The organism is Streptomyces coffeae, from assembly GCF_016741875.1.
In the GTDB taxonomy this organism is placed as follows: domain Bacteria; phylum Actinomycetota; class Actinomycetes; order Streptomycetales; family Streptomycetaceae; genus Streptomyces; species Streptomyces coffeae.
In genome coordinates this window covers 401,871-427,498 of the sequence record NZ_JAERRF010000004.1, presented here as the reverse complement: position 1 = coordinate 427,498, position 25,628 = coordinate 401,871, and the positions used below count along the sequence as shown (strand labels likewise).

At 72.5% G+C, this 25,628-nt stretch carries 22 protein-coding genes; 4 read left to right on the top strand and 18 right to left on the bottom strand.

What is annotated here, in order from left to right; translation table 11 throughout:
* Positions 1-17: 17 nt before the first annotated feature.
* Positions 18-518: a hypothetical protein gene (locus JK363_RS09035; protein ID WP_201873587.1), complete on the bottom strand. Its 501-nt coding sequence runs from the start codon at positions 516-518 to the stop codon at positions 18-20.
* Positions 519-789: 271 nt separating this feature from the next.
* On the bottom strand, positions 790-3,711 hold the full coding sequence (locus tag JK363_RS09030) for an ATP-binding protein (protein WP_201873585.1): 2,922 nt from the start codon (positions 3,709-3,711) through the stop codon (positions 790-792).
* A gap of 250 nt (positions 3,712-3,961) precedes the next feature.
* Between JK363_RS09030 and JK363_RS09025 the strand changes: the two genes are divergently transcribed.
* On the top strand, positions 3,962-5,095 hold the full coding sequence (locus tag JK363_RS09025; protein ID WP_201873583.1) for an isoafricanol synthase: 1,134 nt from the start codon (positions 3,962-3,964) through the stop codon (positions 5,093-5,095).
* 84 nt (positions 5,096-5,179) lie between these two features.
* On the opposite strand, the gene JK363_RS09020 is transcribed toward JK363_RS09025, so the two are convergent.
* On the bottom strand, positions 5,180-5,761 hold the full coding sequence (locus JK363_RS09020; protein WP_201873581.1) for a CGNR zinc finger domain-containing protein: 582 nt from the start codon (positions 5,759-5,761) through the stop codon (positions 5,180-5,182).
* Positions 5,762-5,814: 53 nt separating this feature from the next.
* Between JK363_RS09020 and JK363_RS09015 the strand changes: the two genes are divergently transcribed.
* Positions 5,815-6,507, top strand: a complete 693-nt coding sequence (locus JK363_RS09015; protein ID WP_201873576.1) for a maleylpyruvate isomerase family mycothiol-dependent enzyme — start codon at positions 5,815-5,817, stop codon at positions 6,505-6,507.
* A gap of 203 nt (positions 6,508-6,710) precedes the next feature.
* Here the strand turns inward: JK363_RS09015 and JK363_RS09010 are convergent, their stop codons facing one another.
* From JK363_RS09010 to JK363_RS08990, 5 genes are all read right to left on the bottom strand, one after another.
* Positions 6,711-6,956 carry a DUF397 domain-containing protein gene (locus JK363_RS09010; RefSeq protein WP_201873574.1) on the bottom strand — a complete coding sequence of 82 codons (246 nt, stop codon included), beginning with the start codon at positions 6,954-6,956 and terminating at the stop codon, positions 6,711-6,713.
* 82 nt (positions 6,957-7,038) lie between these two features.
* Complete coding sequence (locus JK363_RS09005; RefSeq protein ID WP_201873572.1) at positions 7,039-8,205, bottom strand: thiolase family protein; 1,167 nt, start codon at positions 8,203-8,205, stop codon at positions 7,039-7,041.
* Entirely contained in the window at positions 8,202-9,263 is a 1,062-nt protein-coding gene (locus JK363_RS09000) for a thiolase family protein (protein WP_201873570.1), read from the bottom strand. The genes JK363_RS09005 and JK363_RS09000 overlap by 4 nt, the downstream gene beginning before the upstream one ends.
* Complete coding sequence (locus JK363_RS08995) at positions 9,264-10,226, bottom strand: Zn-ribbon domain-containing OB-fold protein (RefSeq protein ID WP_201873568.1); 963 nt, start codon at positions 10,224-10,226, stop codon at positions 9,264-9,266.
* A gap of 77 nt (positions 10,227-10,303) precedes the next feature.
* Complete coding sequence (locus tag JK363_RS08990) at positions 10,304-11,110, bottom strand: crotonase/enoyl-CoA hydratase family protein (protein WP_201873565.1); 807 nt, start codon at positions 11,108-11,110, stop codon at positions 10,304-10,306.
* Positions 11,111-11,272: 162 nt separating this feature from the next.
* On the opposite strand from JK363_RS08990, the gene JK363_RS08985 reads away from it, so the two are divergent.
* Positions 11,273-12,898, top strand: coding sequence for an acyl-CoA synthetase (locus JK363_RS08985; protein ID WP_201873564.1), 1,626 nt, complete (start codon positions 11,273-11,275; stop codon positions 12,896-12,898).
* A gap of 12 nt (positions 12,899-12,910) precedes the next feature.
* Here the strand turns inward: JK363_RS08985 and JK363_RS08980 are convergent, their stop codons facing one another.
* The 10 genes from JK363_RS08980 to JK363_RS08935 all read right to left on the bottom strand — a co-directional run bounded on the left by JK363_RS08980 (position 12,911) and on the right by JK363_RS08935 (position 24,223).
* On the bottom strand, positions 12,911-13,540 hold the full coding sequence (locus tag JK363_RS08980; RefSeq protein ID WP_201873562.1) for a chorismate mutase: 630 nt from the start codon (positions 13,538-13,540) through the stop codon (positions 12,911-12,913).
* 39 nt (positions 13,541-13,579) lie between these two features.
* Positions 13,580-14,269, bottom strand: a complete 690-nt coding sequence (locus JK363_RS08975; protein ID WP_201873554.1) for an alpha/beta fold hydrolase — start codon at positions 14,267-14,269, stop codon at positions 13,580-13,582.
* Positions 14,270-14,300: 31 nt separating this feature from the next.
* The gene (locus tag JK363_RS08970) at positions 14,301-15,860 is read right to left on the bottom strand and encodes an acyl-CoA synthetase (protein WP_201873552.1); all 1,560 of its coding nucleotides are present in this window, start codon (positions 15,858-15,860) and stop codon (positions 14,301-14,303) included.
* A gap of 30 nt (positions 15,861-15,890) precedes the next feature.
* Positions 15,891-16,994: an NAD(P)H-dependent flavin oxidoreductase gene (locus tag JK363_RS08965; protein WP_201873550.1), complete on the bottom strand. Its 1,104-nt coding sequence runs from the start codon at positions 16,992-16,994 to the stop codon at positions 15,891-15,893.
* A 106-nt stretch (positions 16,995-17,100) separates the two neighbouring features.
* Positions 17,101-18,666, bottom strand: coding sequence for a phytoene desaturase family protein (locus JK363_RS08960; RefSeq protein ID WP_201873548.1), 1,566 nt, complete (start codon positions 18,664-18,666; stop codon positions 17,101-17,103).
* 205 nt (positions 18,667-18,871) lie between these two features.
* A complete protein-coding gene (locus JK363_RS08955; RefSeq protein WP_201873546.1) occupies positions 18,872-21,250 on the bottom strand; it encodes a serine/threonine-protein kinase in 2,379 nt (792 codons plus the stop codon).
* Entirely contained in the window at positions 21,232-22,233 is a 1,002-nt protein-coding gene (locus JK363_RS08950; protein ID WP_201873545.1) for an oxygenase MpaB family protein, read from the bottom strand. The genes JK363_RS08955 and JK363_RS08950 overlap by 19 nt, the downstream gene beginning before the upstream one ends.
* A gap of 121 nt (positions 22,234-22,354) precedes the next feature.
* Positions 22,355-23,299, bottom strand: coding sequence for a phosphotransferase family protein (locus JK363_RS08945; RefSeq protein WP_215910651.1), 945 nt, complete (start codon positions 23,297-23,299; stop codon positions 22,355-22,357).
* A gap of 160 nt (positions 23,300-23,459) precedes the next feature.
* Complete coding sequence (locus JK363_RS08940) at positions 23,460-23,636, bottom strand: hypothetical protein (RefSeq protein WP_201873544.1); 177 nt, start codon at positions 23,634-23,636, stop codon at positions 23,460-23,462.
* Positions 23,636-24,223, bottom strand: a complete 588-nt coding sequence (locus JK363_RS08935) for a hypothetical protein (protein WP_201873543.1) — start codon at positions 24,221-24,223, stop codon at positions 23,636-23,638. The genes JK363_RS08940 and JK363_RS08935 overlap by 1 nt, the downstream gene beginning before the upstream one ends.
* Positions 24,224-24,402: 179 nt before the next feature.
* Here JK363_RS08935 and JK363_RS08930 point away from each other — a divergent pair, with 179 nt between their 5' ends.
* Positions 24,403-25,614: an NsdA family TPR-like regulatory protein gene (locus JK363_RS08930; RefSeq protein WP_201873538.1), complete on the top strand. Its 1,212-nt coding sequence runs from the start codon at positions 24,403-24,405 to the stop codon at positions 25,612-25,614.
* The last annotated feature ends 14 nt before the right edge of the window (positions 25,615-25,628 follow it).

The window sequence follows — 25,628 nt, the reverse complement described above, 5'->3', positions numbered from 1 at the left end:
GCCCTCGGCGCCGGTCGTCAGCGCTGCTGGAACATCTCCGCGGGCAGCGGCTTGAGCAGCCGGTAGAGGTCGTCGGTGATGGGGCGGTCCCAGCTGGCGATGGTGACCAGCACACCGTCGTCGCGGTCGAACTGGGCACAGGAGATCCGGCCCTCGGAGACCTTGATCCGGCGCACGATGAGCAGGTTGTCCTCGTGCATCACCGGGCTGTCCTCGATGTCGACCACATGCACCGGCTCCTCGTTCCCGAGGGCGGCGAGCAGCTGGGTCACCTCGAAGGGGACCTGGCCCTCTTCGACCTCGCGGGCCGGGGAGCCCTCGGGCAGATTGCCGATGATCATCGCCGGGCCACGGCCGCCGAACAGGTCGTAGCGGAGGAAGACACCCTGGCAGCTGCCGTCCGGCGCGGGCAGCAGCCCCGCCCCGAGATCGCCGGGCCAGTCCCCCGGATCCATGGCGAGGACATCGAAGTCCGGCCCGGTGGGCGTGGCGGCGCTGCGGCGGCGGAGGAAGGACATGCGGATATGGTACGTGCCCGCTCGGCGTTCCCCCTGCCGGGGAACGTACGCATCGGATGCGCGGCCCGTCGCCTACGGGGGGCTCCTCGGGGCCGCTGAGCGGCCCCTGAGCCCCGCGGCGACGCCCCCCAAGCCCGGCTGCGGCCGACGCGACGCGGGCGGCCGGGTCGGCCCGCGGGCCAGTGCGGCTCGGCTGCCGGAACCTGGGCGGAGCTGTCAGGGGCCCGGATCAAGGCCCCGTGGCCGCCGGTGGTCCGGCCCGGCCGGGCCGTCAGTGGTCGGATCGCTGCGCCGGGGGCCGGGTGGCGGCGAGGCCCAGGAGTTTTGCCAGCCCGGTGCGGTCGGTGCCGACCTTGCGGTAGACGCCGGAGAGTAACCGGGCCACATCGCGGTCGTTCAGCCCCGTCTCCTCACAGATCCGCTCGTCCGTCCAGCCCTGGGCGGCCCGCTCGGCGACGGCCTGCTCCTGGGAGGTGAGCGGGCTGGTGTGGTCGACGCGGAGCTGCATGGGGCGCAGCCCCGCCGCGGACAGCTCGTCGCGGGCGCGGGTGGCCAGCGCCTCCGCTCCGCATTGGACCGCGCCCTCGAGACCGCGGTAGAGCCGGTCGCCCGCTTCCTGGGGCAGGCCGATGCGGCGCAGCGCGGCGCCGTGGTCGACCAGTGCCACGGCCAGGTCGTAGGCGGACGGTGAACGCTCGAGATGGCCGACGGCCTCGGCCAGCAGCTTGATCCGCTCCGATCCGTGGGCCACGGCCGCCGCGGTGTGCAGGGCGCGTCCGATGGCGGAGTGGGTGCCGAACTGGCGGGCGCGGCGCACCGCGTCGTCGGCGACCTCGGCCGCCTCCCGCGGTTCGGTGAGCGCCAGGGCCTGGGAGAGGTGCAGCTGCCAGGGGCACCAGGCGGGGTTGCGCATCCCGCGCCCGTCCATCCGGCGGCCGACCTCGGTGAGCTGGTGGCGGGCCTCGCGGTGCATATTGGCGGCGAGCAGCAGTTCACCGCGGACGGCGGGCACATCGGGGCAGAGCACGGCCTGCGGCAGGATCTCCCCGCCGTGTCCGGCCGCGAACTCCTGCGCCTCCTGGACCCGGCCGCGGCAGATCAGGGTTTCGATGAGGGTGCCGACGGCGGTCCAGTGGGCGGGTGTCGAGGAGCCGACCAGATCGGCGATCCTCATCCCCTCGCGGGCCAGTTCCTCCGCCTCGTTCAGCGCGCCGCGGCGATAGCGGGCGTAGCCGAGGAGGGTGATGCCGAACGCCAGGTGGGACCCGCGCCAGCCCTTGCGCTCGCATTCCGCGATGCCTTTGTTGAACAGGTCCTCCGCGCGTCCCGGCTGGTCGCAGTGGAGGAAGATCAGCGCGACCAGGATGGGGACCTCGAAGCCCCAGTCGTCATCGGTCCAGCTGAGGCCGTCGCCGAGGGCCTCCTCTGCGTAGTACAGGGCGGTGGCGGCGGGTTCGCCGCGGGTCATCGCGTCCCAGGCGCGCAGTCCCAGCAGATAGCGCTCGGCCATGCCGCGGCCGGTGAGGTGGTCGGCCAGCCGGGCGAGTCTGCGGGAGCGGGCGGGCGACTCCTTCTCGTCCGCGCGGAACATGTTCCACATGAACTGTTCGGTCTGCATCCGCAGCCGGGTGCGGGCGCTGGTGGCCCGCCCGGCCTCCGCGGCGACGATCTGCGCGGCCTCCTCCATACGGCCGCTGTGGCCGTACGCCTGGGCCAGCCGGTAGGTGATGGCCTCGCGCAGATCCGTGTCGAGCGCGGGTTCCTCCAGCGCGGCCCGCAGATGGTTGACGGTGACGGAGGGCTCGGTGAGCTGGGCGGAGCAGCCCAGTTCGTAGAGGACGGCGGCGCGCTCCTCGAGGGCGGGCGGCTCCCGCAGCGCCCTGGCCAGGCAGCGCCGCCCGGCGTCGGGTGCTCCGGCGCGCAGATACTCGCGGGCCGCGGCCCGCAGATGGCGCACCACCCACGGGTCGCTCTCGGGGTGCATCTCCAGCAGATGGCGGCCGGCGGCGGTGGATCCCAGTCCGGCGCCGAGGACGACGGATGCGGCCTGTCCGTGCATGGCCACCCGCAGCGCGCCGGGGATCGCCTGGTAGATGGCGGTGGCGATGCGCGGGTGGAGGTATTCCAGGGGCTGCTTCCCCGGACCGCCACGCGGCGGGGCGAGGATACGGGCGTCGACGAGCCGCCCCACCACATCGGCGGCCTCGGTCTCGCTGAGCCCGGCGACACTGGCGCTCAGGCCGGGGGTGGCCTCGATCCCGAGGACGGCGACGGCCCAGGCGAGGCGTACGGCGGCGGTGCCGAGCCGGGTCAGCCGGTCGTTGAGCCCGCTGTCCTTGGCCGAGGAGACCAGTTCGCGCAGCGCGGGCAGATTCTCCGACTGCGGTTTCAGCTCACGGTCGCGGATCTTGGCGGTGAGCTCGATGACTTCGAACGGGTTGCCACCGGTCATCGCCCAGCATTCGCGGCAGAAGGAGTCGTCGGCCTCCTCGCCGAGGACATCGCGGACGATCCTGCCGACTCCGCTCGGGGTGAGCGGCACCAGCACATGCGGCCGTGAGCCCTGGCGCTCGGTGAGCCCGCGGACCCCGGCGGCTTCGGCGGACAGGTCCTCCGGGCGGTAGCCGACGGCGAGCAGCAGGGGCAGGTCCACGGTGCGCGGCGCGAACCGGGTGAGCCAGTCCAGGGATTCGGTGTCGGCCCAGTGGACGTCGTCCAGGATCATCACGACCGGGGCGTATTCCACCGCGAAGCGGGTGACCAGCCAGTCGAGGCCGTCGCGGACGCCCTGCGGATCGGGTGCGCCACTGCCCTCGGAGACCACCAGACCGACCGCGGGTGCCACGATGTCGTACCAGCCGCCCAGGATCCGGCGGTGCTCCTCCTCGCCGGTGGCCGCCAGCACGGGCTGGAAGAGCTGGCGCACCACATGGAAGGCCGCGCCCTGTTCGTGTTCGCCGCCGCGCGCGGACAGTACGGTGCAACCACGGGCGACGGCTCGGCGCCGCATCTCCGCGAGCACCGCGGTCTTGCCCACGCCGCCCGGCCCCGCGAAGGCGATCACGCCTCCGGCGCGCGTCCCGCAGTGCTCCCCGGCACGCGTACCGCACAGGTCCGTCAACGCCTCGTCCACCGCGCCGAGTTCGCTCTCCCTTTCCAGCAGTGTCAGGCGCGCCTGGTTCTGTCGGCTCATGTCCTCCGCCACGTTCTTCCCCTCCGGCAGGTAACGCCGAGCGTAGCGCGTCTGGCACGCTCCGTAGCCCCCGCTCCGGCGTTTTCCCCATGGCATTGCCACGGGCACGCACCATTTCAACTCGTCCTCTATCGATGGCACGTTTCGCAGGCGAGGATGGCCGGATTCATCGGGTTGCCCCGGTGCCGTGATGCCCTGTGGTATATGCGGCGCGGGTGATCCACTTCATGGAGGGGGGCGGTTTCGCATCATGACCACACGCGCTTCGCGGTCTCACGCCCGGCAGTCGGCACTGCTGCGACGGGCGGCCCTTTTCGACTTCCCGGCCTCCGCCGGCCTCAGCCCGGATGCGGAGGCCGCCAGACTGCACACCGTCCAGTGGCTGGCGCGGTTCGGTGTCTTCGAGGGGGCCGAGGACGCCGCGGAGTACGACGCGCTGCGCTTCGACGTGCTGACGGGGCTGTTCTACCCCGGGGCCAGGGGCGCGGATCTCAATCTGGGCAATGACCTGGTCGGCTGGTACTTCGTCTTCGACGACCAGTTCGACGGTGAACTGGGCCACCGCCCGGAGGCGGTGGCACGGCTGGTGGGCGATGTCGTCCGGATCACCGAGGAGCCCCTGGACACCCCGGACGCGCGGGAGGCGCCCGGGGACGGGTACGAGCGGCCGGGCGGGCCGCTGCTGGCCGGCTTCCGCGACCTGTGGCGCCGGATCAACTCCGGCCGCTCACCGGTGTGGCGGGCACGTTTCCGCCATCACTGGCTGGAGTATCTGCACTCGTACCACCGCGAGGCCCTGGAGCGCACCGGTTCCGGTGGCGGTATGCCGCGCTCGGTGGACGCCGTGCTCGCGTTACGCCGCCACTCCATAGGAGTGCAGCCGTGTCTGGACCTCAATGAGCCCTTCGGCGGCTACACCCTCCCCGACGCGCTCCACGGCGGCCATCCACTCGCCAAGATGCGGGAGGCCACCGATGACGTGGTGGTGTTCACCAACGACATCGCCTCCCTGGACAAGGAGTTGGCGGCCGGGGACGTACACAACAGCGTGATCGTCCGGCGGGAGCGGACCGGTGGCGATCTGGAGGACGCGGTGCGCCATATCGCCAACCTCGCCAACGCCCGCTACCGCTGGTTCGAGAAGACCGCGGCCCGGCTGCCCAGGATGCTCTCCCGGGCCGGGGTGGGTCCGGACGTACGCCGGAATGTGCAGTCCTACGTGGACGGCATGCGGAACGTGATGAACGGCAATCTGGGGTGGTCGCTGCGGACGGCCCGCTACGACGAGCGGGGCATCGAGGCGGTGAGCCGGGGACGGCAACGTCCGTGGGCGGGCCTGGCCGAGTCGGACGCGCTGGTGCACGCGGGGCGCACACCGGGCTGACGCTCACCACCGGACTCACGGACGGACGGGTCGGTGCGCACGGCGGCAGGCCGTGCGCACCAGACTTTCTCCAGGGAGAAACACCTACTCGGCGGCGCGGTGGCGGCGGTGATGGCGGGCCACCCGGGCGCGGTTGCCACAGGAGGGTTTGCACCACTCCTGCCGGGCGTGCTCCTTGACGAAATAGCGCACACAGCGCGGTGCGGGGCAGGCCCGCAGCCGCTTTCGCTCCTCCCCGCCCAGCAGTGCGATCGCGTCCCCCGCGAGCGCCGCGAGCAGCCGGTCGCGCTCCGGCGCCGCGTCCGCCCGGACCGTACGCACCGCGGGCGCGCCCCCCTCGGGCCACTCCAGCCGCGGCGCCCCCGGGGCCGCGCGGGCCGCCGCGTTGAGCCGGCCGAGCGCGCCGGTGTCGACGGGCCCGGTCGTCCCGGTGCGTACGGCGTGGGCGAACAGGGTGCGCACCGCGGCGCGCAACTCCGTGACGGCGGTGAGGGTTTCGGGGTCGGCGCTGAAGGCGCGGGCGTCCAGGGCGTCGCCCAGCGGTCCGGTGTGCTCCCGCACCCATGCGGTGAGTCCGTCGGTGGTCTCGAGGTCATCGGCGACGCCTCCCTTGCCGTCGTGGTGGATGGTGACGACGAGGGCGACGGAGAGCCGTGGTGCGGACATGTGTTAATGCTAACCTCTCGCTTTATCCATTAGCTGAGGTCTGGGGGAATCGTATGGACCACAACGAGGTGCGCACCGAAGTCCTGGCAGGACATGGGCGGTTGCGCGGTCTGCTGACCGGTCTGACGGAGGTTTCGGTACGCGAACCGAGCGAGTTGCCCGGCTGGAGCCGGGCGCATGTGCTCTCCCATGTCGAGGGCGTGGGGCGGGCGTTCGCCCGGCAGGTGCGCTACGCCCTGAAGGGCGAGCTGGTCGAGGTGTACGACGGGGGCCGCCCGGCCCGGGACGCCGCGATCGAGGCGGGTGCCCCGCGTTCCGTCGACGCGCTGCGCACCGCGGTGGCCGACGCGCTCGCGGAGGCGGAGGACGCGTGGGCGGCGGTGGGACCGCGGGACTGGGCGCGGCCCGTGCGCCACCGCGACAGCGATGTGGCGGCCGTGCTGCGGGCGTGGTGGCGGGAGTTGGAGATTCACACCGTGGACCTCCGGCTCGGCCGGGTCCCTGGGGACTGGCCGCGTGCGTTCTGTGCCCATGCGCTGGACTTCCTGGCCCCGCGCGCGCCCGAGGGCGTCCGGCTCACCCTGGAGGCCACCGACGGGCCGGAGCGGCGGGAGCTGGGGGCGGGAGCGCCGCTGACCGTCCGGGGCCGTCTCGGCGATCTGACGGCGTGGATGGCGGGGCGTGAGGTCCCCGGACCGCTGGACAGCGGCTCCACGCCGCTGCCGGAGCTGGCGCCCTGGCCGTAACGCCGGACACCACCGGCCGGGCCGCCCGGCGGCCCGGCCACGGTCCGTTGCTCGAAGCGCGAGGCTCAGGCCGTGTCCGACGGACCCCATCGGACCCGCGCCGCCAGGCACCTCTCCTGCGGCTTGCGTTCCTCCCCCAGCCACCGCTGGGGGACTCCGCACCGGAATCCGCGGGCCGCTCCGCAACGGTCCGCCGACGGGGCCTACGTGAGGTCGAACTCGCCGTCCCGCGCGCCCAGGACGAAGGCCCGCCACTCGGCCGGGGTGAAGATCAGCGCCGGGTCCTCGGGGCGCCGGCCGTGGCGCATCGCGATGAACCCCTCCACAAAGGCGATCTCCACATCGCCCACGCCCTGGCTGCTGGAGCGCCACTGGGCGCCCGTGAGGTCGAGGTCGGGCTTCTCCCAGCCGGAGGTGAGGGGGTGTTCGGTGGTGGTGATCTCGGCCACGCCTGGCTCCTCCCGGATCGTCGTCCGCGCCCCACCCTAGCGACCGTGGGCCGGTGCCGGACAGGCCACGAAAGAAGTACGCTCAACCGGGGGGCGGCGCGTCCCCCACCACCCACATGGAGAAGAACTGGGAGCCCCCGCCGTAGGCGTGGCCGAGCGCCGTGCGCGCCCCCTCGACCTGGTGCTCCCCCGCCTCGCCGCGCACCTGGAGCGCGGCCTCGGCGAAGCGGATCATGCCGGAGGCCCCGATGGGGTTGGTGGACAGCACCCCGCCCGAGGGATTGACCGGCAGCTCGCCGTCCAGCTCGGTCACCCCGGACTCCACCAGCTTCCAGCCCTCGCCCTCGGCGGCGAAGCCCAGGTTCTCCAGCCACATCGGCTCGTACCAGCTGAACGGCACATACATCTCCACGGCGTCGATCTGACGGCGCGGATCGGTGATCCCCGCCTGCCGGTAGACATCGGCCGCGCAGTCCCGCCCCGCGCGCGGGGAGACGCAGTCCTTGCCCGCGAACAGGGTGGGCTCGCTGCGCATGGCACCGCCGTGCATCCAGGCGGGCGGACGCGGCGCGCGGGCGGCACCGGCGCGGTCGGTGAGCACCATGGCGCAGGCGCCGTCGGAGGAGGGGCAGGTCTCGGAGTAGCGGATGGGGTCCCACAGCATCGGGGAGGACCGCACCTTCTCCAGGGTGAGCCCGTGCTCGTGCAGATGGGCGTAGGGGTTGCGCAGGGCGTTGCGGCGGTCCTTGTAGGCGACGAGCGAGCCGGTCCCGGCGGGCGCCCCGGAGCGCCGCATATACGCCCGCACATGGGGCGCGAAGAAGCCGCCCGCCCCGGCCAGCAGCGGCTGCTGGAACGGCACCGGCAGGGACAGCCCCCACATGGCGTTGGACTCGGACTGCTTCTCGAAGGCGAGGGTGAGCACGGTCCGGTGGATCCGGGCGGCCACCTGGGCGGCGGCGACCAGTGCGGTGGAGCCGCCGACCGAGCCCGCGGTGTGGACGCGCAGCAGGGGTTTGCCGACCGCGCCGAGCGCGTCGGCGAGGTACAGCTCGGGCATCATGACGCCCTCGAAGAAGTCCGGGGCCTTGCCGATGACCACGGCGTCGATGTCCGCCCAGGTCAACTCGGCGTCCTCCAGGGCCCGCAGGGCTGCCTCGCGGACCAGTCCGGCGAGGGAGACGTCCCGGCGGGCGGCGGTGTGCTGGGTCTGGCCGATTCCGACGACGGCCACCGGCTCCTTGCTCACTGCGGGTCTCCTTCCAGGACCGCCACCAGGTTCTGCTGGAGGCAGGGGCCCGAGGTGGCGTGGGCCACGGCCCGGTCGGAGCCGCCGCGGTGGATGGCGGCGGCGGCCTCTCCGAGCCGGATCAGCCCGGCGGCCATCATGGGGTTGGCGGCCAGCGCACCGCCGGACGGATTGACACTGACGTCCTCGCCGAGCCGCAGCTCACGGCGGAGGATCACCTCCTGCGAGGTGAACGGGGCGTGCAGCTCGGCGGTGTCCACGGGCGCGTCGAAGGCGCCCGCGCGCTCGGCGGCCAGCCGCGCGGAGGGGGAGCGGGTGAGATCGCGTACGCCCAAGGCGTGCGGTTCGACGCGGTGGTCGATGCCGCGGATCCAGGCGGGGCGGCGGCACAGCCGGCGGGCGGTGTCCCCGGCGGCGAGCACGACGGCGGCCGCGCCGTCGCCGATCGGCGGGCAGTCGTGGCGGCGCAGCGGCCGCACCAGATACGGGGTGTCGAGCAGCCGCTCGGGCCCGGCCGAACCGGCGAGCTGGGCATGGGGGTTGTCCTCGGCGGCGCTGCGGGTGCGGGCAGCGACCCCGGCCAGCGCACGTTCGTCGGTCTCCCCCGCGTCGATGAGCGCCTGCGCCTGGAGGGCGGCCAGCGAGACCGAGTCCGGCCACAGGGGCGCCAGGTAGTACGGGTCGAGCTGACGGGTGAGCACCTCGCGCAGATCGCCGGGCGAGGACTTGCCGTAGGAGTAGACGAGCGCGGTGTCGGCCTCTTCGGTGAGCAGCTTGGTCCATGCCTCGTACAGCGCCCAGGCGCCGTCCATCTCGACATGGGACTCGGAGATCGGCGGCCAGGCGCCGACGCCGTCCAGGGCCATGGTGAACGAGAAGGCGCGGCCCGCCAGATAGTCGGAGGAGCCGGAGCAGGTGAAGCCGATCTCCCCGGCGGTGAGCCCGACGTCGTCCAGCACCCGGCGCAGGACGGGCAGCAGCATCTCGACCTCGGACACGTCCGCGGTGTCGGGGCGGTGGTCGCTCTGCGCGAAGGCGACGATGGCAACCTCTCGCATCTACAACAGCTCCTTGTAGGTGTCGTAGTCGGCGTCGGGTTCGCCGGTGGGCCGGTAGTGGTCGGGGTAGCGGCCGTCCTCGGTCCATACGGGCGCCACCCGCAGCCCCATCCGCACCTGGTCGTAGGGGATGCCCGCGATACGGCCGTGGAGGGCGAGTCCGGCGCCGTCCAGGGCGATGTGCGCGTAGACGTACGGCACCTCGATGTCCAGGTTCTTGGCCTTGATGTTCACGATGCAGAAGGTGGTGACGGTGCCGTGCGGGCCGACCTCCACCTGTTCGGCGGTGGCGACCCCGCAGGTGGGGCAGGCGCCCCGGGGCGGAACATAGACCTTGTGGCAGGACGGGCAGCGCTCCCCGACGGTCCTGCGGTCGGCGAGGGCGGCCAGGAAACGGGACTGGGCGCGGCCGGGCGCGTAGGTGTAGTCCAGCCGCGCGGGCGCCACGATCCCGCGCACGGGGTCGGTGAACGCACCACGGTGCGAGGCGGGTTCACTCGCCTCGGCCGCACCCGTTTCCGGTGTGAAACAGGCGATGTCGGTGATGGCGCCGGTGCGTTCCGGGGCCCAGCGGATCCGTACCCGCATCCCGGTGTGCACGGCCTCGGGCCCGGGTGCGTCGAGGGCGTGCAGCAGGGCGGTGTCGGCGCCGTCGAGCCGTACCAGCGCCCAGGCGAAGGGGGTGTCCAGAGGCTGGCCGCGGCTCGGCGACGGGTTCCAGGCCCAGGTGGTGACGGTGCCGGTGGGGGCGACCTCGACCAGGTCGCGCAGCTCGTCGGCGGTGACCGGATCGTATTCGACGGGCGGTACGAGCACCCGGCCGTCGGTGGTGCGGACCCCGAGCACGGTGCGCTCGCGCAGCCCGGTGAGGAAGGCGCTCTGGACCGGTCCGAGGGAGCGGGTGAAGGGGAACTCGACGACCAGGGGGGCCTGGAGGGCCTCGGAGGACGGAGCCGGGGTCATGGGTGGGTCTCCTTCTGTCCGGCGGTCCGGACCGGTCGGATGCGCATCGGCCGCGCACGGGAGCGCGTAGCCGCTGGTCAGGCCCGCCGGTAGACCGGTGGCCGCTTCTCTGCGAAGGCCTTCGAGCCCTCCTTGGCGTCGGCGGTGTCGAACACCGGCCAGCCGCGCTCGAGTTCGGACCGCAGCCCCTCGGTCTCGGTCATCCCGGCGGTCTCGTAGACGGACTCCTTGACCGCCTCGACGGCCAGCGGACCGTTGGCGTTGATCAGCGCGGCGATCTCCAGTGCCTTGTCCAGCGCCGCGCCGTCCTCGACGACATGGCCGATCAGCCCGATCCGCGCGGCTTCCTCGGCGGCGTAGGGGCGCCCGGTGAGCAGCATCTCCAGGGCGTGGGTGCGCGGCACCTGCCGGGCCAGCCGCACCGTGGAGCCGCCGATGGGGAAGAGTCCGCGGCGCACCTCGTAGAGGCCGAAGGTGGCACCGTGCCCGGCGATCCGGATGTCGGTGCCCTGGAGGATCTCGGTGCCGCCCGCGACACAGTGGCCCTCGACGGCGGCGATCACCGGTTTGCGCGGCCGGTGGTGGCGCAGCATGGCCTTCCAGTGGAGGTCCGGGTCCTCCTTCAGGCGGGCGCGGTAGTGGTCTCCGGCCATCCGGCCGCCGCCCGCGAGTGCCTTGAGGTCCATTCCGGCGCAGAACACACCGCCCGCGCCGGTGAGCACCACAGAGCGCACGGAGTCGTCCGCATCGGCCTCGAGCCAGCCGTCGTACAGCCCGACCAGCATCGGCAGCGAGAGGGCGTTCTTCGCCTCGGGGCGGTTGAGGGCGAGTACGAGGGTGGCGCCGACGCGCTCCACCACGAGGTGTTCGGTCCCGCTTGTCACGGCAGTCCTCCCGTCTCGACGCCAACAGGTTGCAGGAGCCGGGGTGCGACTTCAAGAGTTAGCTGACGTCTCGTCAGATTTCTTGGCCGCGGCTCTTCCCACCTCTCCCCCGCGGGTCTGTAATGAGCGCCGAGCCCGCCCGGTACCAGGTCAGGAGGAGCCGTGGAGTACAACCTTGCCGACCTGTTCGAGTCGATCGCCGACACGGTGCCCGGCCGGGAGGCCCTGGTGTACCTGGACCACCCCGGCACCGGACGGGAGCGGAGGCTCGGCTATGCGGGGCTCGACGAGGCGGCCAACCGGATCGGCCACCATCTCCTGGACAGCGGGATCGGACCCGGTGAGCATGTCGGGCTCCATCTGTACAACGGTGTGGAATACCTTCAGACCGTCCTGGCCTGTCTGAAGATCCGCGCGGTGCCGGTGAATGTGAACTACCGCTATACCGAGGAGGAGTTGGTCCACCTCTACCGCGACGCCGACCTGGCCGCACTGGTCTTCGATGCCGAGTTCGACGAGCGGGTGGCGGCCGCGGTGCCGAGGACCGACACCCTGCGCCACCTGCTGCGGGTCGGCGGGGGCGACGGCCCGGGTCCGGCGTCGGCCGTGCCGTTCGCCGAGGCCGAGGCGGCGGGTTCGGCCGCACGCGGTTTTGCGCCGCGCTCCGCGGACGACCGCTTCATCATCTACACCGGCGGCACCACCGGGCTGCCGAAGGGGGTGATGTGGCGTCAGGAGGATCTGTTCTTCTCCGGACTCGGCGGCGGCGCTCCCAGCGGTGAACCCATCGGCCGCCCGGAGGAATTGGCCGAGCGGGTGGCGGCGGGCGGCGAGGGCCTGGTCTTCTTCCCCGCCCCGCCGCTGATGCACGGCACCTCCACCCTCACCACGTTCGTCGCCCTCCACTACGGGCAGAAGGTGGTCCTCCACCGCAAGTTCACGCCCGAGGAGGTGCTGAGGACGGTCGAGAAGGAGCGGGTCACCAGTCTCTCGCTGGTCGGTGACGCGATGCTGCGCCCGCTGATCGACGCGCTGAGCGGGCCGCTGAAGGACATCGACCGCTCCTCGCTGATCACCGTCAGCAGTTCGGGCGCGATCCTGTCGGACACCGTCCGCACCCGGTTCGCCGAACTGGTGCCGCACGCGATGCTGCTCAACAACTTCGGCTCCTCGGAGTCCGGTTTCAACGGTACGGCCACCGAGGACTCCGGCCCCGAGAAGGGCTTCCGGCTGCGGGTCAACACCCGTACCACCGTGGTCGACCCGGTGACGCTGGAGCCCGCCGCGCCGGGTGTGCCCGGCCGTCTCGCCCAGCACGGCCATGTGCCGCTCGGCTACTACAACGACCCGAAGAAGACCGCCGAGACCTTCTTCGCGGCGCGCGGTGAACGCTGGGTGCTGCTCGGGGACATGGCGACGGTCGACGAGGACGGTGTGGTCACGGTCCTGGGACGGGGCTCCCAGTGCATCAACACCGGTGGTGAGAAGGTCTATCCGGAAGAGGTGGAACAGGCCCTCAAGGCCCATCCGGACGTGTACGACGCGCTGGTCGCGGGGGTCCCGGACGAGCGCTGGGGCAACCGGGTCGCGGCCGTCGTCCAGCCCCGGGACGGGGTGACGTCGCTGACCGCCGACGCGGTCAGGGAGCACTGCCGCACCCGGCTCGCGGGCTACAAGATCCCCCGTACCGTCGTCTTCACCGACCGGATCCAGCGCTCCCCCAGCGGCAAGGCCGACTACCGCTGGGCGCGGGCCACGGCCGCCGCCACGACGACGACCGACGCCTGAACGTCCCTCTTCTCAGCGGGTGGTGGCCGTCGAACGCTCGCACACCGACGGCAGCGAACGCCCCAGAGCGGCCGTGTGCAGGGCGTCCAGCCGCTTCTCATGGACCGTGACCACCGCCCCGGCCGTCAGCCGTCCCGCGCAGGAGGGGGCGGTGCGCGCGGGGGCCGAGTCGGCGATGGCCCGCACCAGTTCGCCGTTGATCCGGTTGATCTTCAGCCGGACCTGGGAGAGATCCGGGCGCTCGGTGGGCGCCTGCGACGGATCGGCGTCCCAGCGGCGGTAGAGGCCACGCTGCACCAGCTTGCTCGCCTCGATCTGGTCGCGGAAGATCCGTACGGTCCCGGCCGGGTCGGCACCCAGCTCCGTGGCCTGCCGGGCGACCGCGTCCAGCACCTGCTTCTCCCGCGCGGGGTCGTCGATCGGGCTGTCCGTACCCCACTTGGCGGCGGCGACCTCGTCCGCGATCAGCAGCCGCTCGGCGGACAGTCCGGCCAGCGGCAGCAGCCGGGAGGGGGCCGCGGCGGGACGGTCCGGCGCGGTGGCGGCCGGGGCCGCGACGGCTCCGGCCGCCCCGGTGGCCAGCACGGCTGTGGTGAGGGCCGCGATCAGCGCACGGCGGGGGGCACGGGGGGAGGGTCGCACGGGTGAACCTCTCTCGGCGGACGTTCGGTCTGCGGGGCTCTACTGTTCCAGGAACGCGCCGACGGCGGCCAGGAACTCCTCGGGGCACTGCTGGTGGACCAGATGGCCCGCGTCGATGGTGACCAGACGGCAGTCGGGTATTCGCTCGGCCATGTCGGCCAGCAGCTGTTGCGGGATATGGCTGGCCGGTCCGCCGCCGATCACCAGCGTCGGGGCGGTGATGGCGGCGAGCCCCTCGGTCCAGCCGGGGTCGGGGGCGTTGCGCGCTTGGGTGAACTGGGTCTTGACGGCCCAGTCGAAGACCAGCCGCCCCGCGGGCCGCGGCGGCACCGGGAGCGGCGGGTCCTGGGGCAGCAGCGGCGGGGCGTCCTCCAGCACCAGCCGCTCCACCAGGTGCGGATGGCTCTGGGCGAGGAGATAGGCGACCACCCCGCCGTAGGAGTGGCCGATCACGGTGACGGAGTCCAGGCCGAGCGCCGCCAGGAATCCGGCGACGTCGTCCCGCACCGGCTCCAGGGCGTAGTCCCCCGGCCAGTCGCTCGTACCGTGTCCGCGCAGATCGAGCGCGTACACCCGGCGGCCTGCGGCGAGCCGCGGCGCGACGGTGAGCCAGTCGACGCCGCCCTCGCCGAGGCCGTGCAGCAGCAGGACGGCCGGGTCGCCCGTGGCGCCCCACACCCGGTACGCCAGCTCGATCCCGTCCACCTCGACCGTGTCAAGTGTGTGCATACGGCAGAGGATACGGCCGGATTACCCGTGGTCACATGGGGCGCACATGTCCTTCCCAGTACGGTTCACGCAGCCGCCGCTTGTAGAGCTTGCCGTTGGGGTCGCGCGGCATCTCGGCGATGAACTCCACGGACCTGGGGCGTTTGAAGCCCGCGAGCCGCTGGGCGCAGTGGGTGAGGAGCTCTTCGGCCAGCGCGGGTCCGGGCGCGTGTCCCTCGGCGGGTTCCACGATCGCCTTGACCTGCTCGCCCCAGTCGTCGTGCGGTACGCCGAAGACGGCCGCGTCTGCGACGGCGGGGTGGGTGAGCAGCGCGGCCTCGATCTCGGCGGGGTAGATGTTGACTCCGCCGGAGATGATCATGTCGATCTTGCGGTCTCGGAGGAAGAGATAGCCGTCCTCGTCGAGGAGTCCGAGGTCGCCCACGGTGAAGTAGTCGCCGATGCGGTTCTTGCGGGTCTTGTTCTCGTCCTGGTGGTAGGAGAAGCCTCCGGTGCTCATCTTCATGTACACGGTGCCGACTTCGCCGGCCGGGAGCCGCTCGCCGCTGTCGTCGAAGACGGCCAGTTCGCTGATGGGCCACGGTCTGCCCACCGTGCCGGGCTTCTTGAGCCAGTCCTCGGCGGTGGCGAAGGCGCCGCCGCCCTCGCTCGCCGCGTAGTACTCCTCGACACAGCGGCCCCACCAGTCGATCATCGCGCGCTTGATGTGGTCGGGGCAGGGCGCGGCCCCGTGAATCGCGTGGCGCATCGAGGACACGTCGTAGGAGCGCTGGACCCCTTCGGGGAGGGCCAGCAGCCGGTGGAACTGGGTGGGAACCATATGGGTGTGGGTGCAGCGGTGGGTGTCGATGAGCCGCAGCATCTCCTCGGGCGTCCAGCGGTCCATGACCACCAGGGGATGGCCGATGTGCAGGGAGGAGGCCGCGAATTGGAGCACGGCGGTGTGGTAGAGCGGTGAGCACACCAGATGGACGTGGTCGGGCACCTCGGCCCGGGGGGCGATGCCGAAGAAGCGGAGGAAGCCACCGAGATGGCTCTCCTCCGGGAGTTTTCCGGTCAGCGGACGCCGGATTCCGCGCGGGCGGCCGGTGGTGCCGGAGGTGTAGTTCATCACCCAGCCCAGTTCGCGGTCGGCGGGCGGCCGGCCCGACTGGCCGTTGAGCAGGGCGGGGTACGGGCGGAACCCCTCGATGACGCCCACGGCGTAGCGGCGGTCGGCGGGCATCCCGGCCTGGTCCGCGGCGGCGGTGGCGCGCTCGGCGTACCGCTCATGGGCGATCAGCACCTTGGCGCCGGAGTCGGCCACGATCCAGGCGATCTCGGGGCCGACCAAGTGGTGGTTGACGGGGACGAGATACAGCCCGGCCTGGGTGGCGGCGAGGGCGGCGGTGAGGAACTCGGGCCCGTTGGGCAGCACAACGGCGAACGCGTCGCCGCGCCGCAGCCCGGTGGCGCGCAGTCCGCCGACGAGGCGGTTGCACGCGGTGTGCAGCCGCCCCGCGGTCCACTCCTCGCCGTCGGGGGCCACCAGGACGGTACGGTCCGGCTCCTGTGCGGCCTGGGCCCAGAAGCCGTGCGGGATCTCGCTCATCGGTCCTTCGCCCTCCTCACGGCCGTCCGGTCAGGCCCGTCCGGCGATGCGGTTGATGCGGTCGATGGCACGCTCGAATCCTCGGGTCAGGTCGTCGACGACGGCCTGGACACTGCGCGTGGTGGTCATCCGCCCGACGATCTGACCGACCGGGGTGCCGAGCAGCGGTTCCACCTCGTACTTCTGGATGCGCGAGACGGCCTCGGCGACCAGCAGCCCCTGAAGCGGCATGGGCAGCGGATCCGGCCCGTCCGGGTCCTCCCAGGCGTCCGTCCACGCGGTGCGCAACTGGCGGGCGGGTTTGCCGGTGAGGGCGCGGGAGCGCACGGTGTCACCGGATCCGGCCGCGAGCAGTTTGCGGGTGAGGGCGGCGGAGTGCAGTTCGGCCTCCTCGGTGGTGAGCCAGACCGAGCCGAGCCAGACGCCCTGGGCGCCGAGCGCGAGCCCGGCGGCGATCTGTTCACCGCTGCCGATCCCTCCGGCGGCGAGCACGGGCAGCGGATCCACGGCGTCCACCACCTCGGGGGTGAGCACCATGGTGGCGATCTCGCCGGTGTGGCCGCCCGCCTCGTAGCCCTGGGCGACCACAACATCGAGCCCCGCCTCCTGGTGACGGCGGGCATGCCGGGCGCTGCCCGCGAGCGCGGCCACCAGGGTGCCGTGATGATGGGCGCGGTCGACCACATCGGCGGGCGGTGAACCGAGCGCGTTCGCCAGCAGTTTGACCGGATAGTCGAAGGCCACGTCGAGCTGGCTGCGGGCCACCTTCTCCAGCCAGCCGGTGATCCGCCAGCCGGACGCCTCGCCCTCGGCCAGCTCCGGCACCCCGTGCGCGGACAGGGTGTCCGCCACGAACCGGCGGTGGCCCTCGGGGATCATTCCCTCGATATCGGCCTCGGTCACCCCCTCCACCTGGCGGGCGGGCATCACCACGTCCAGGCCGTAGGGCAGTCCGCCGGTGTGCCGCTCCATCCAGTCCAGATCGCGCGCCAGGTCCTCGGCCGCGCCGTAGCGCACCGCGCCGAGCACCCCGAACCCACCGGCCCGGGTGATCGCCGCGGCGACGGCGGGGAACGGTGTGAAGCCGAAGATGGCGTGTTCCACGCCCAGCCGTGTGCTCAGCTCCGTTCTCATGGGCGGCAGGATGCCGCAGGGCGCCGGACGAGGGAAGAGTTTTTCTGACGGAACGTCAGATCAGATGGAATCAGGCCGGGGTGGGCTCGCCGTCAGGGACGCCCGGTCAGACCTCGGCGCGCTCCAGCACGGCCATGGCCGCGTTGTGCCCGGGGATTCCGCTCACCCCGCCGCCGCGTACCGCGCCCGCCCCGCACAGCAGCACATTGGGGTGCCGGGTCTCCACGCCCCAGCGGCCCGCCCCCTCCTGCGCATAGGGGAAGGCCAGGTCCCGGTGGAAGATATTGCCGCCGGGCAGCCGCAGTTCACGCTCCAGGTCCAGTGGACTCTTCGCCTCGATACACGGCCTGCCGTCGGCATCGGTGGCCAGACACTCCGTCAGCGGCTCGGCGAGATGGGCGTCGAGCTGCGCGAGGGTGGCCTCCAGCAACGCGGCACGGGTCGCGTCGTGGTCCGCCGTGAACAGCCGCGCCGGGGTGTGCAGTCCGAACAGGGTCAGCGTCTGGTAGCCCTGCGCGGCGAGTTCGGGGCCGAGGATCGACGGGTCGGTGAGCGAGTGGCAATAGATCTCCGACGGCGGGCGGTGCGGCAGTTCCCCCGCGGCGGCCTGCCGGTAGGCGTCCTCCAGCGCGCCGTACCCCTCGGCGATGTGGAACGTCCCGGAGAACGCCTCGCGCGGATCGGTCCGCGGATCGCGCAGCCGGGGCAGCCGCCGCAGCAGCATGTTCACCTTCAGCTGCGCCCCCTCGGCGGGTGGGGTGGGCGGCTGCTCGCCCAGCAGCCGGGCCAGCTCCCGCGGGGCGGCCCCCACCAGTACGTACCGGGCGGCGGCCACGCCCTCGCCCGCATCGCCCGCGTAACTCACCTCCGCCGCTGTGCCGTCGGTGGCGATCGCGGTCACCTCACGTCCGGTCTCGATCCGCGCGCCCGCCGCGCGGGCCGCGTCCGCGAGCGCGTCGGTGAGCGCCCCCATCCCACCGACCGGTACGTCCCAGTCACCGGTGCCGCCGCCGATCACGTGGTAGAGGAGGCAGCGGTTCTGACGCAGCGACGGATCATGGGCATGGGCGAACGTGCCGATCAGCGCATCGGTGAGGACCACACCACGGACGAGGTCGTCCTCGAACGCGGCCTCGATCGCCTCGCCCACGGGCCGCTCGAACAGCGCCTCCCACGCCCGGTCGTCCCCGATCCGGGCCCTGAGCGCCTCCCGGGTGGGCAGCGGTTCGGTCAGCGTCGGGAAGACCCGTTCGGCGACCCGCTGGGTCATCCCGTAGAAACGCTGCCAGGCGGCGAACTCGCGCTCGGAACCGGTCAGCCGCGCGAACGCCTCCCGGGTGCGCCCGCCGCCCGCGGTGTCCACCAGCAGCCCGGTCGGCCGCCCGTCCCGCACCGCCGGGGTGTACGACGACACCGCGCGTTTGCGCACCGCGAACCGCAGGCCCAGGTCGTCCACGATCCGCCGCGGCAACAGGCTGACGAGGTAGGAGTAGCGCGAGAGCCGTGCGTCCACCCCGGCAAACGGCCGCGTGGACACGGCCGCTCCCCCCGTCCGCCCAAGCCGCTCCAGCACCAGCACACTGCGCCCGGCGCGAGCAAGATAGGCGGCGGCGACCAGCCCGTTGTGACCGCCGCCGACGATGACGACGTCATACGCATCGTGGTGAGGCATGCCCTCTGCCTAACACGCAACGATCTCCAGGGCCAGACCGCCGGTGCGGCGGGGACGGCCGGTGGGGGTGGGTACCGCCGGTGCGGCGGGTGCGGCAGGCACGCCCCTGTACGCCGGGTACGGCGGTGCCCGGCCGTCACACCCCCGCCCCACGGCGGGGCCCGAACGGGGCCGGGTGCGGCGGCGGGTCAGCAGCCGCGTGGGGTCAGCCGTAGGCGCGGGGCTCCGCGCATGCGGGGTGGTGCGGCTCGGCGACCGCGGGGTGGCGGTCGAGCTGTTCCAGGCAGTGGGCCTCGTCCATACGGCTGGCCACCGTGTCGGGGTGGCTCGGGCCCAGCACGCGGGTCCGGGCGCGGGCGACCCGCCGGTATCCGGCCAGCGCGTCCGACCATAGGCCCAGCCAGCCGAGCGCCACGGCCACCTCCCGCTCGCTGACCAGGGTGTCCGGATGGTCCGGGCCGAGGGCGCGCTCGCGCAGGGCACAGACCTCGCGCGCCTCGGCGAGCGCCTCCGACCAGCGGCCGAGTCGGCCGAGGTTGACGCCGAGGCCGTGCCGGGCGCGCAGGGTCTCCGGATGTGACGGGCCCTGGGCGCGGGTGCGGTCGGCGACGAGGGCGCGGTAGACCATCAGCGCCTCCGGGGCACGGTGCAGACGCCCCAGGCTGATCCCGACCTCGTAGCGGGCGGCGAAGGTGTCGGGGTGGTCCGGGCCGAGCGTCCGGGTGCGGGCCGCGGCCACCTCGCGGTAGCCGCTCAGCGCCTCCTCCCAGCGGTCGAGCCGACCGAGGGCGTACGCCACCTCGGAGCGGGTGACCAGGGTGTCGGGGTGTTCGGCGCCCAGCACCCGGGTCCGGGCGGCGGCCACCTCGCATGCCATCCGGTGGGCCTCCTGATGGCGGCCCAGACGGCCCAGGTTGAAGGCGAGGTTGTGGCGGCAGCGCAGGGTGTCGGGGTGCTCGGCGCCCATCGTTCGCTCACGGGTGGCGAGGACGGCGGTGTAGATCCCGTGAGCCTCGGTGTGATGGCCGAGGCGGCCGAGGGTGAACGCGGTCTCCTGCCGGGCGGCGAGCGTATCGGGATGGCCGGGGCCCAGCACCCGTTCGCGGGCCGCCGCGACCTCGGCGTACGCGCGCAGCGCCTCGCCGGGGCGGTCCAGACCGCCCAGGGCGAACGCCATCTCGTAGCGGCTGGCGAGGGTGTCGCGGTGGTCGGGGCCGAGCAGCCGCTCGCGCTCGGCGGCGACCGCGCGGTGCAGCTCGGCCGCCTCCTGCCAACGGCCGAGCCACCCCAGCCGCAGTCCGGCCTGGTGCCGCTCACCGAGCCGGTCGGCCTCGGGCCCGTGCCCGTACGCGTCACCGGGCGGACCCGGGGGCGCGGCGTACACCACCGCGGGCGGGCCCGCCCAACGGCCGTCGGCGGGAACGGCGTGTCTCGCGGCGGGCCATGACATAGGCGGGGCCTGTGCCCAGGCGGCCGAGCTCGCGCCACAGCCGTCGGGCGATACGGGCAGCCCCGGTGAAACGGCACCCGGCGGGGCGGGCGGACCCGGCGGCACGGCGGGCACCGCGTGGGGGCCGGTCCAGGCGCCGGTGAGGGCCGCGGGCGGGTCCGCCGGGGTCGGCAGCGCCGCGTCCGGGCCACCCGCCCGCGAACCGATGGTCATCCTCAGGGCCCAGGCCGGAAGCCGTGGCCCCGGCCCCCGGACGACGTCCCCACCGGGCGCCGGGAACCGAGCGGTCCGCGCCACGGCGATCCGCTCGGCGAGGTCGGAGGCGTCGCGCGGGCGGCGCTCCGGGGTCTTGGCGAGCAGATCGAGCACCACCCGCTCGAACCGCTCCGGCAGTTCGGGGCGGTGGCGTCTCGGCGGGGCGGGCGGGGTGTCCCGGTGGCCGACCAGGATCGCCCAGGCGTCGCCGAGGTCGAACGGCGGTGCCCCGGTGGCCAGTTCGTAGAGCACACAGCCCAGCGAGTACAGATCGCTACGGTGGTCGACGGCACCGCCCACGATCTGCTCGGGCGACATGTAGTGCGGTGTGCCCATGGCCACGCCGGTGCCGGTGAGCCGGGAGGTGAGGCCGATGTCCTGGCCGGGGCGGGCGATACCGAAGTCGCAGAGCTTCACACTGCCGTCGGCGAGCCGCATGATGTTGGCCGGTTTCAAATCCCGGTGCACGATGCCCTGTTGATGGGTGTAGGCGAGGGCCGCGGCGACCTGACCGGCGATGTCCAGCACATCCGGCACCGGCAGCGGATGGTGCTTGTTGTCGTCCAGCAGCTGGCCGAGGTTGCGGCCCTCCAGTAACTCCATGACGAGGAAGAGCACGCCCTCGTCCTCGCCGAAGTCATGGACCACGGTCACCCCGCGGTGCTGGAGCGCCGCGGCGACCCGCGCCTCGCGCCGGAAGCGCTCGCGCAGCACACCGGTGACCGCCTGGTCGTACTGTGGCCCCAGCGGTTTGAGGCATTTGACGGCGACACGACGGCCGAGCGCCTCGTCCCGCGCCCGCCACACCTCGCCCATTCCCCCGCGCCCGATCAGGTCCAGCAATCGGTACCGGCCCTGGATCAGCCTGGTGTCCGCCATTCTCCCCCTGCCTTCGGCGGAAGGTGCCCCCTTCCACCGCCCCCGTGGAAGCCGGCCGCGCGTCTCGCCGCGCCCGGCCCGTCCCCGCCGTCCAGTATGGCCGCGTTTCTGCGGAGTTTGTAGGGCGAGGGCCGGGTGCCGGGGCCGAGCCGCTCCATGGCGCGCAGGATGTGTTGGGGCGGAAGCTGCCAGCGCGCCTGGGGCGGAATGCAGCGCAGCGCCCTGCCCGTCACCTTCAGCCGCCGGGTGACAACGGCGGGAGCGGGCGCGGGACGGCCGTACAGGGCGTGGGCGTACGAGGGCAGGGAGGCATAGGCCAGCGCGGCGAAGCGCCCCCAGATCGCCTCGCGCGCCGGGACCAGCAGGGCATGGACCGGAGGTCTGCGCAGAAAGGCGTCCACCTCGCGGGCCTCGGGGGAGGCGGTGAGCCGGGGGCGCACCATGGTGAAGTACGCGGCCAGTTCCGCGGTGTCGGCGGGAACGGCGGCGGGGTCGAGGCCGACCAGCCGGGCGGCTTCGGTGTTCTCCGCCACATAGTCGTCCGCCTGGGCGCCGGTGAGCGGATAGCCGGAGCGCCGCACCACATGGAGGTAGGAGTCGATGGCGGCGCAGTGCACCCACAGCAGCAGATCGGGCTCGTCGACACCGTGCCGGGCGCCGGTGGCGGGATCGGTCAGGGAGAGCCTGCGGTGGATGCCGCGGACCCGGGCCCCGGCGCGCTCGGCGGCCTCGGTGGTCCCATAGGTGATGGTGGCGACGAAGCGGGCGGTGCGGATCAGCCGCCCCCAGGCGTCCTCGCGGAAGTCGGAGTTCTGGGTGACACCGCGGACCGCGAGCGGGTGCAGCGCCTGGAGGTACAGGGCGCGCACCCCCGCGATCCACATCATCGGGTCACCGTGCATCTGCCATGTCACGGAGCGCGGGCCGTACAGCCCCGCGTCGGTGCCGTGGACGCCGTGGGAGCCGGACAACGGGGCCGCCATGACCACCACCTCCTGCGGGCCAGGCTATCCCCGGCCCGGCGGGCCGGACCTCGGCGCCTGGTGGGACCACACCATCGGTCACGACGCGTTGCGGAGCACCGAATGACGCCCCCGTCTGAGTTCATTGCCGCGATGGCGACTTCCTGGTGGCCGCGGCCCAGTCGTATGCGAGCAGATACCGAAACCGGCGGTTGCTCGGCTCCGCGTCCTTCTCCCCGACCGCTGCCGTCCAGTGCCGACAGGTGGCCATCACGAACGCCCGAACCGCTTGCTCGTCTGCCTCGCGCCAGCTCGTGAAGTTGCCCAACCACGCCAGGGCCTCGGTCGGAGACTGCTCGCACTCCATGAGCCGTACCGCGGTGTAGGCCGGGTCCACCCAGGCCGGGCCGATCGCGGGCATGGCCCAGTCCACCACGTACGCCTTGCCCGCATCGCTGTTGATCAGAATGTTGTGCGGGTTCGTATCGGTGTGCAGCAGACAGGTGCCCGCCAGGCGCTCGGCCTCGCCGGGCTCGAGAAAATCCTCGAGCCGGTCCGCCAACTGCGGAATGGGGAAGCCGGGGGTCGGCAGGTTCTGCATGCGCTGGAGCGTGAAGGTGACGGCGTCCATATCCGCGGATCCGGGGCCAAGGTCGGCGTGCTGGCCGGGAACATGCGTGAATGCCAGTGCCAGCCAGCCTCCCGCGTCAAACCGGTGGCGGATGGTGGGACTGATACCGCCGACGGTGGGGTTGATCTGCTCCTCGCAGCGGAGTGCCGCCATCCCGTCCACGTCGCTGTGGCGGACACCCCTGAGGAAGAGGGTGCCGTTTGCAGTGGTGAGAATCAGGGCGACGGCGCAGTTCAGGCCCTCCGCGACGGTCTCCGCTGCGGCCACCGCTCCCGTGCGATCCTCCACCGCGGTGCGGAACTCGCCCGGAAGGTCGTCCCACTCAATGCGCTCGATCACGCCTTCTCCCTCGGGTGCGGGATCGGGGTGCCGATTGCCCGACACCCCTTCCGGCTTCTTTTCTACTGGGTGGCGCCGCACTTGCGACAGCGGTTCTTGCCGCTCCAGCCCACCCATTCGTGGTTGCAGTTGCTCAGGGTCATTCGTCCTCCTCAGGTCGGTTCCTGCATTGACATCCCGTCCGGCTCCGTCAGTGGCCAGGCGGGGGTCTGGAGGGTGGACCGCTGGGACCGTCTGTCCAGTACGGGGCCCAGGCCACCCAGCGGCCCACCCCGGTCTACGGGGTGGCCTCCCGGGCCTGCCGAGTGGCCGCGTTGTACGCGGCGAGTAGGCCCCCGCCGGTCTCGCACACAGCCCCGGGCGTCCGGCACGCCAGGCAGCACGCGGCGTGCTCGATCGCCGCACGCCACTCCTCCTCGGCCGCGGGCAGGGCCGCGCTCTGCCGCCCGTCCATCAGACGCCCGGGCCGCGGCGCAGCGCGTCGAGAAGTACCAGCGGGTCGTGCCGCCGGTACTCGGGGGCGTGGCGGGCGCAGGCGTACACGGCGCCACCGATACTGCCGCCTTCCGCACCGACGAGCACCGGTTCGTCGGTCGGCAGCTGACAGCGGACGCAGAGCTGGCGCCCTTCGACGCGGGGGCCGTGTTCGATGTGGTCGGCGGCGGCAAGGGCTTCCCGGAGCAGCCGGGTGTCGGTCAGGTACCGGCCGGGGCCGAGCGGTACGCGCCAGTGGGTGTTGCCCTTGTGGGAGGGCTCGGTCCAGTCGACCGGTGGCACGCCGAGGTAGGTCACTTCGTCGGCCAGTTCGCAGAGGACGCGAGTTCCGCGGAGGTGCCAGCCGGCGGCAGAGCCAATGGCGATGAGCCAGTAGAGGGTGCCGTAGCTGTCTTGGATGACGGCCCCGGTATCGTCGCTGAGGAGTTCGAGGCCGCGTTCCCCCACGGGCGGCGAGACGCGGACCGCGTCCCACCACTTCCCTACGGGTAACGCCTCGACGCCCCCGGAGGGCGGGGGTGTCCACAGCAGGTCTGCGGCCTTCATAGGGGTGCCTCCGACAGTGCGTCTCGCCTCTTGCGTCCAGACAAACGCGCACACCACGCCGCCGTCCCCACCGCATGCATCACACGCTGCGCCTATGCAGAACCTGCATACGCATGCGAATGGGCCGCTACTGTGGGTATCTCCTTATTGAGCCACGCCACCGCAGACCGGGACCGTGTATGGGGCAGTTAGCGCAGCATTCCAGCGCAGGTGAAGCCATCTCTGCCGCTCGCCGCGCACGTGGGTGGACCCAGCAGCAGCTGGCCGATATGTGCGGGTACAGCCAAAGCACCATCAGCCGCCTGGAACGCGGCCGGCAATCAGCACGCGACGTCGATGTTCTCGCGCTCGTCGCCGACCGGCTCGGTATGGCCCCCTCCCAAGTCGGGCTGGCCGGGAACACACCACACAATGCTGACGTGAATCGACGCGACTTCCTGGGCACAACCACCGCAGCAGCAGCCGGTCTTGCCATCCTTCCCGCGGCCAGTTCCACGACCCGTCGCCCGGTCAATCCAGCCGTTGTTGGCCACCTCCAGCAGCTCCGCGCCACGCTGGTCCAATCAGACGGGCTTTACGGACCACACGCCGCGATCAGCGCCGTTCACGACCACCTCGCGGTCATCGAGCAGCAACTGCTTCCCGCGGCGCGGAGGCCCCTCCGACGGGAGATCCTCCAAACTGGCGCTGAGTGGGCCGAGTTCGCTGGCTGGCTCTACGAGGATCTCGGCCGCCCCGAGGAAGCCTTATGGTGGTCCGACCGGGCGATGGAATGGGTGCAGGAAGCCGACGACCCCGTACGGCAAGCCTTCATTCTGATGCGCAAGGCACAGCAGTCCGTCGGGCTCGGGCAGCAGCAGCGGGCCGTCGGCCTGGCGTCGGCCGCCCTGCGAGTACGCGGCGATGTACCCGCACGTATCCGTGCTTCTGCCCACCTCCAGGCAGCACATGGTCATGCCCTCATTGGAGGCGAACTGCCAGCCCTCCGAGCGCTCGACGCTGCCCAGACCCTTGTCGAGGGAGACGAGACGGTAAGCGATCAGCTTGGCGGCTACTGCAACCACGCATACGTCCATGCTCAGCGGGCAACGTGCTACCTCAAGCTCGGCAAGCCGACGGACGCTGTGACCACCTACCAGCAAGCCATCGACCACTGGCCAGCCATTTACCAGCGCGAGCGGGGCCTACATCTGGCCCGGCTCGCTACCGCGCACGCCGCCGACCGGGCCCCGGACGCAGCCTGTGCCACTGCCATGGCAGCGCTGGAGATCAGCCGAGAGACGGAGTCCCGCCGCACCACTGCAGAGCTCCGCCGAGTCGTCACCGGCCTGGCGCCGTGGCGCCGTAACGCAATGGTGCGAGAGCTGTCCGAGGCAGTCGCAGCAGTGTGACTAGGCTGCCCGGA

Excerpts from the sequence above, each read along its gene's own strand:
- JK363_RS09035 (WP_201873587.1), bottom strand. The coding sequence starts at position 518 with ATGTCCTTCCTCCGCCGCCGCAGCGCCGCCACGCCCACCGGGCCGGAC.
- JK363_RS09030 (WP_201873585.1), bottom strand. The coding sequence starts at position 3,711 with ATGAGCCGACAGAACCAGGCGCGCCTGACACTGCTGGAAAGGGAGAGC.
- JK363_RS09025 (WP_201873583.1), top strand. The coding sequence starts at position 3,962 with ATGACCACACGCGCTTCGCGGTCTCACGCCCGGCAGTCGGCACTGCTG.
- JK363_RS09020 (WP_201873581.1), bottom strand. The coding sequence starts at position 5,761 with ATGTCCGCACCACGGCTCTCCGTCGCCCTCGTCGTCACCATCCACCAC.
- JK363_RS09015 (WP_201873576.1), top strand. The coding sequence starts at position 5,815 with ATGGACCACAACGAGGTGCGCACCGAAGTCCTGGCAGGACATGGGCGG.
- JK363_RS09000 (WP_201873570.1), bottom strand. The coding sequence starts at position 9,263 with ATGCGAGAGGTTGCCATCGTCGCCTTCGCGCAGAGCGACCACCGCCCC.
- JK363_RS08995 (WP_201873568.1), bottom strand. The coding sequence starts at position 10,226 with ATGACCCCGGCTCCGTCCTCCGAGGCCCTCCAGGCCCCCCTGGTCGTC.
- JK363_RS08975 (WP_201873554.1), bottom strand. The coding sequence starts at position 14,269 with ATGCACACACTTGACACGGTCGAGGTGGACGGGATCGAGCTGGCGTAC.
- JK363_RS08970 (WP_201873552.1), bottom strand. The coding sequence starts at position 15,860 with ATGAGCGAGATCCCGCACGGCTTCTGGGCCCAGGCCGCACAGGAGCCG.
- JK363_RS08965 (WP_201873550.1), bottom strand. The coding sequence starts at position 16,994 with ATGAGAACGGAGCTGAGCACACGGCTGGGCGTGGAACACGCCATCTTC.
- JK363_RS08960 (WP_201873548.1), bottom strand. The coding sequence starts at position 18,666 with ATGCCTCACCACGATGCGTATGACGTCGTCATCGTCGGCGGCGGTCAC.
- JK363_RS08955 (WP_201873546.1), bottom strand. The coding sequence starts at position 21,250 with ATGGCGGACACCAGGCTGATCCAGGGCCGGTACCGATTGCTGGACCTG.
- JK363_RS08950 (WP_201873545.1), bottom strand. The coding sequence starts at position 22,233 with ATGGCGGCCCCGTTGTCCGGCTCCCACGGCGTCCACGGCACCGACGCG.
- JK363_RS08945 (WP_215910651.1), bottom strand. The coding sequence starts at position 23,299 with ATGGGTGGGCTGGAGCGGCAAGAACCGCTGTCGCAAGTGCGGCGCCAC.
- JK363_RS08940 (WP_201873544.1), bottom strand. The coding sequence starts at position 23,636 with ATGGACGGGCGGCAGAGCGCGGCCCTGCCCGCGGCCGAGGAGGAGTGG.
- JK363_RS08935 (WP_201873543.1), bottom strand. The coding sequence starts at position 24,223 with ATGAAGGCCGCAGACCTGCTGTGGACACCCCCGCCCTCCGGGGGCGTC.
- JK363_RS08930 (WP_201873538.1), top strand. The coding sequence starts at position 24,403 with ATGGGGCAGTTAGCGCAGCATTCCAGCGCAGGTGAAGCCATCTCTGCC.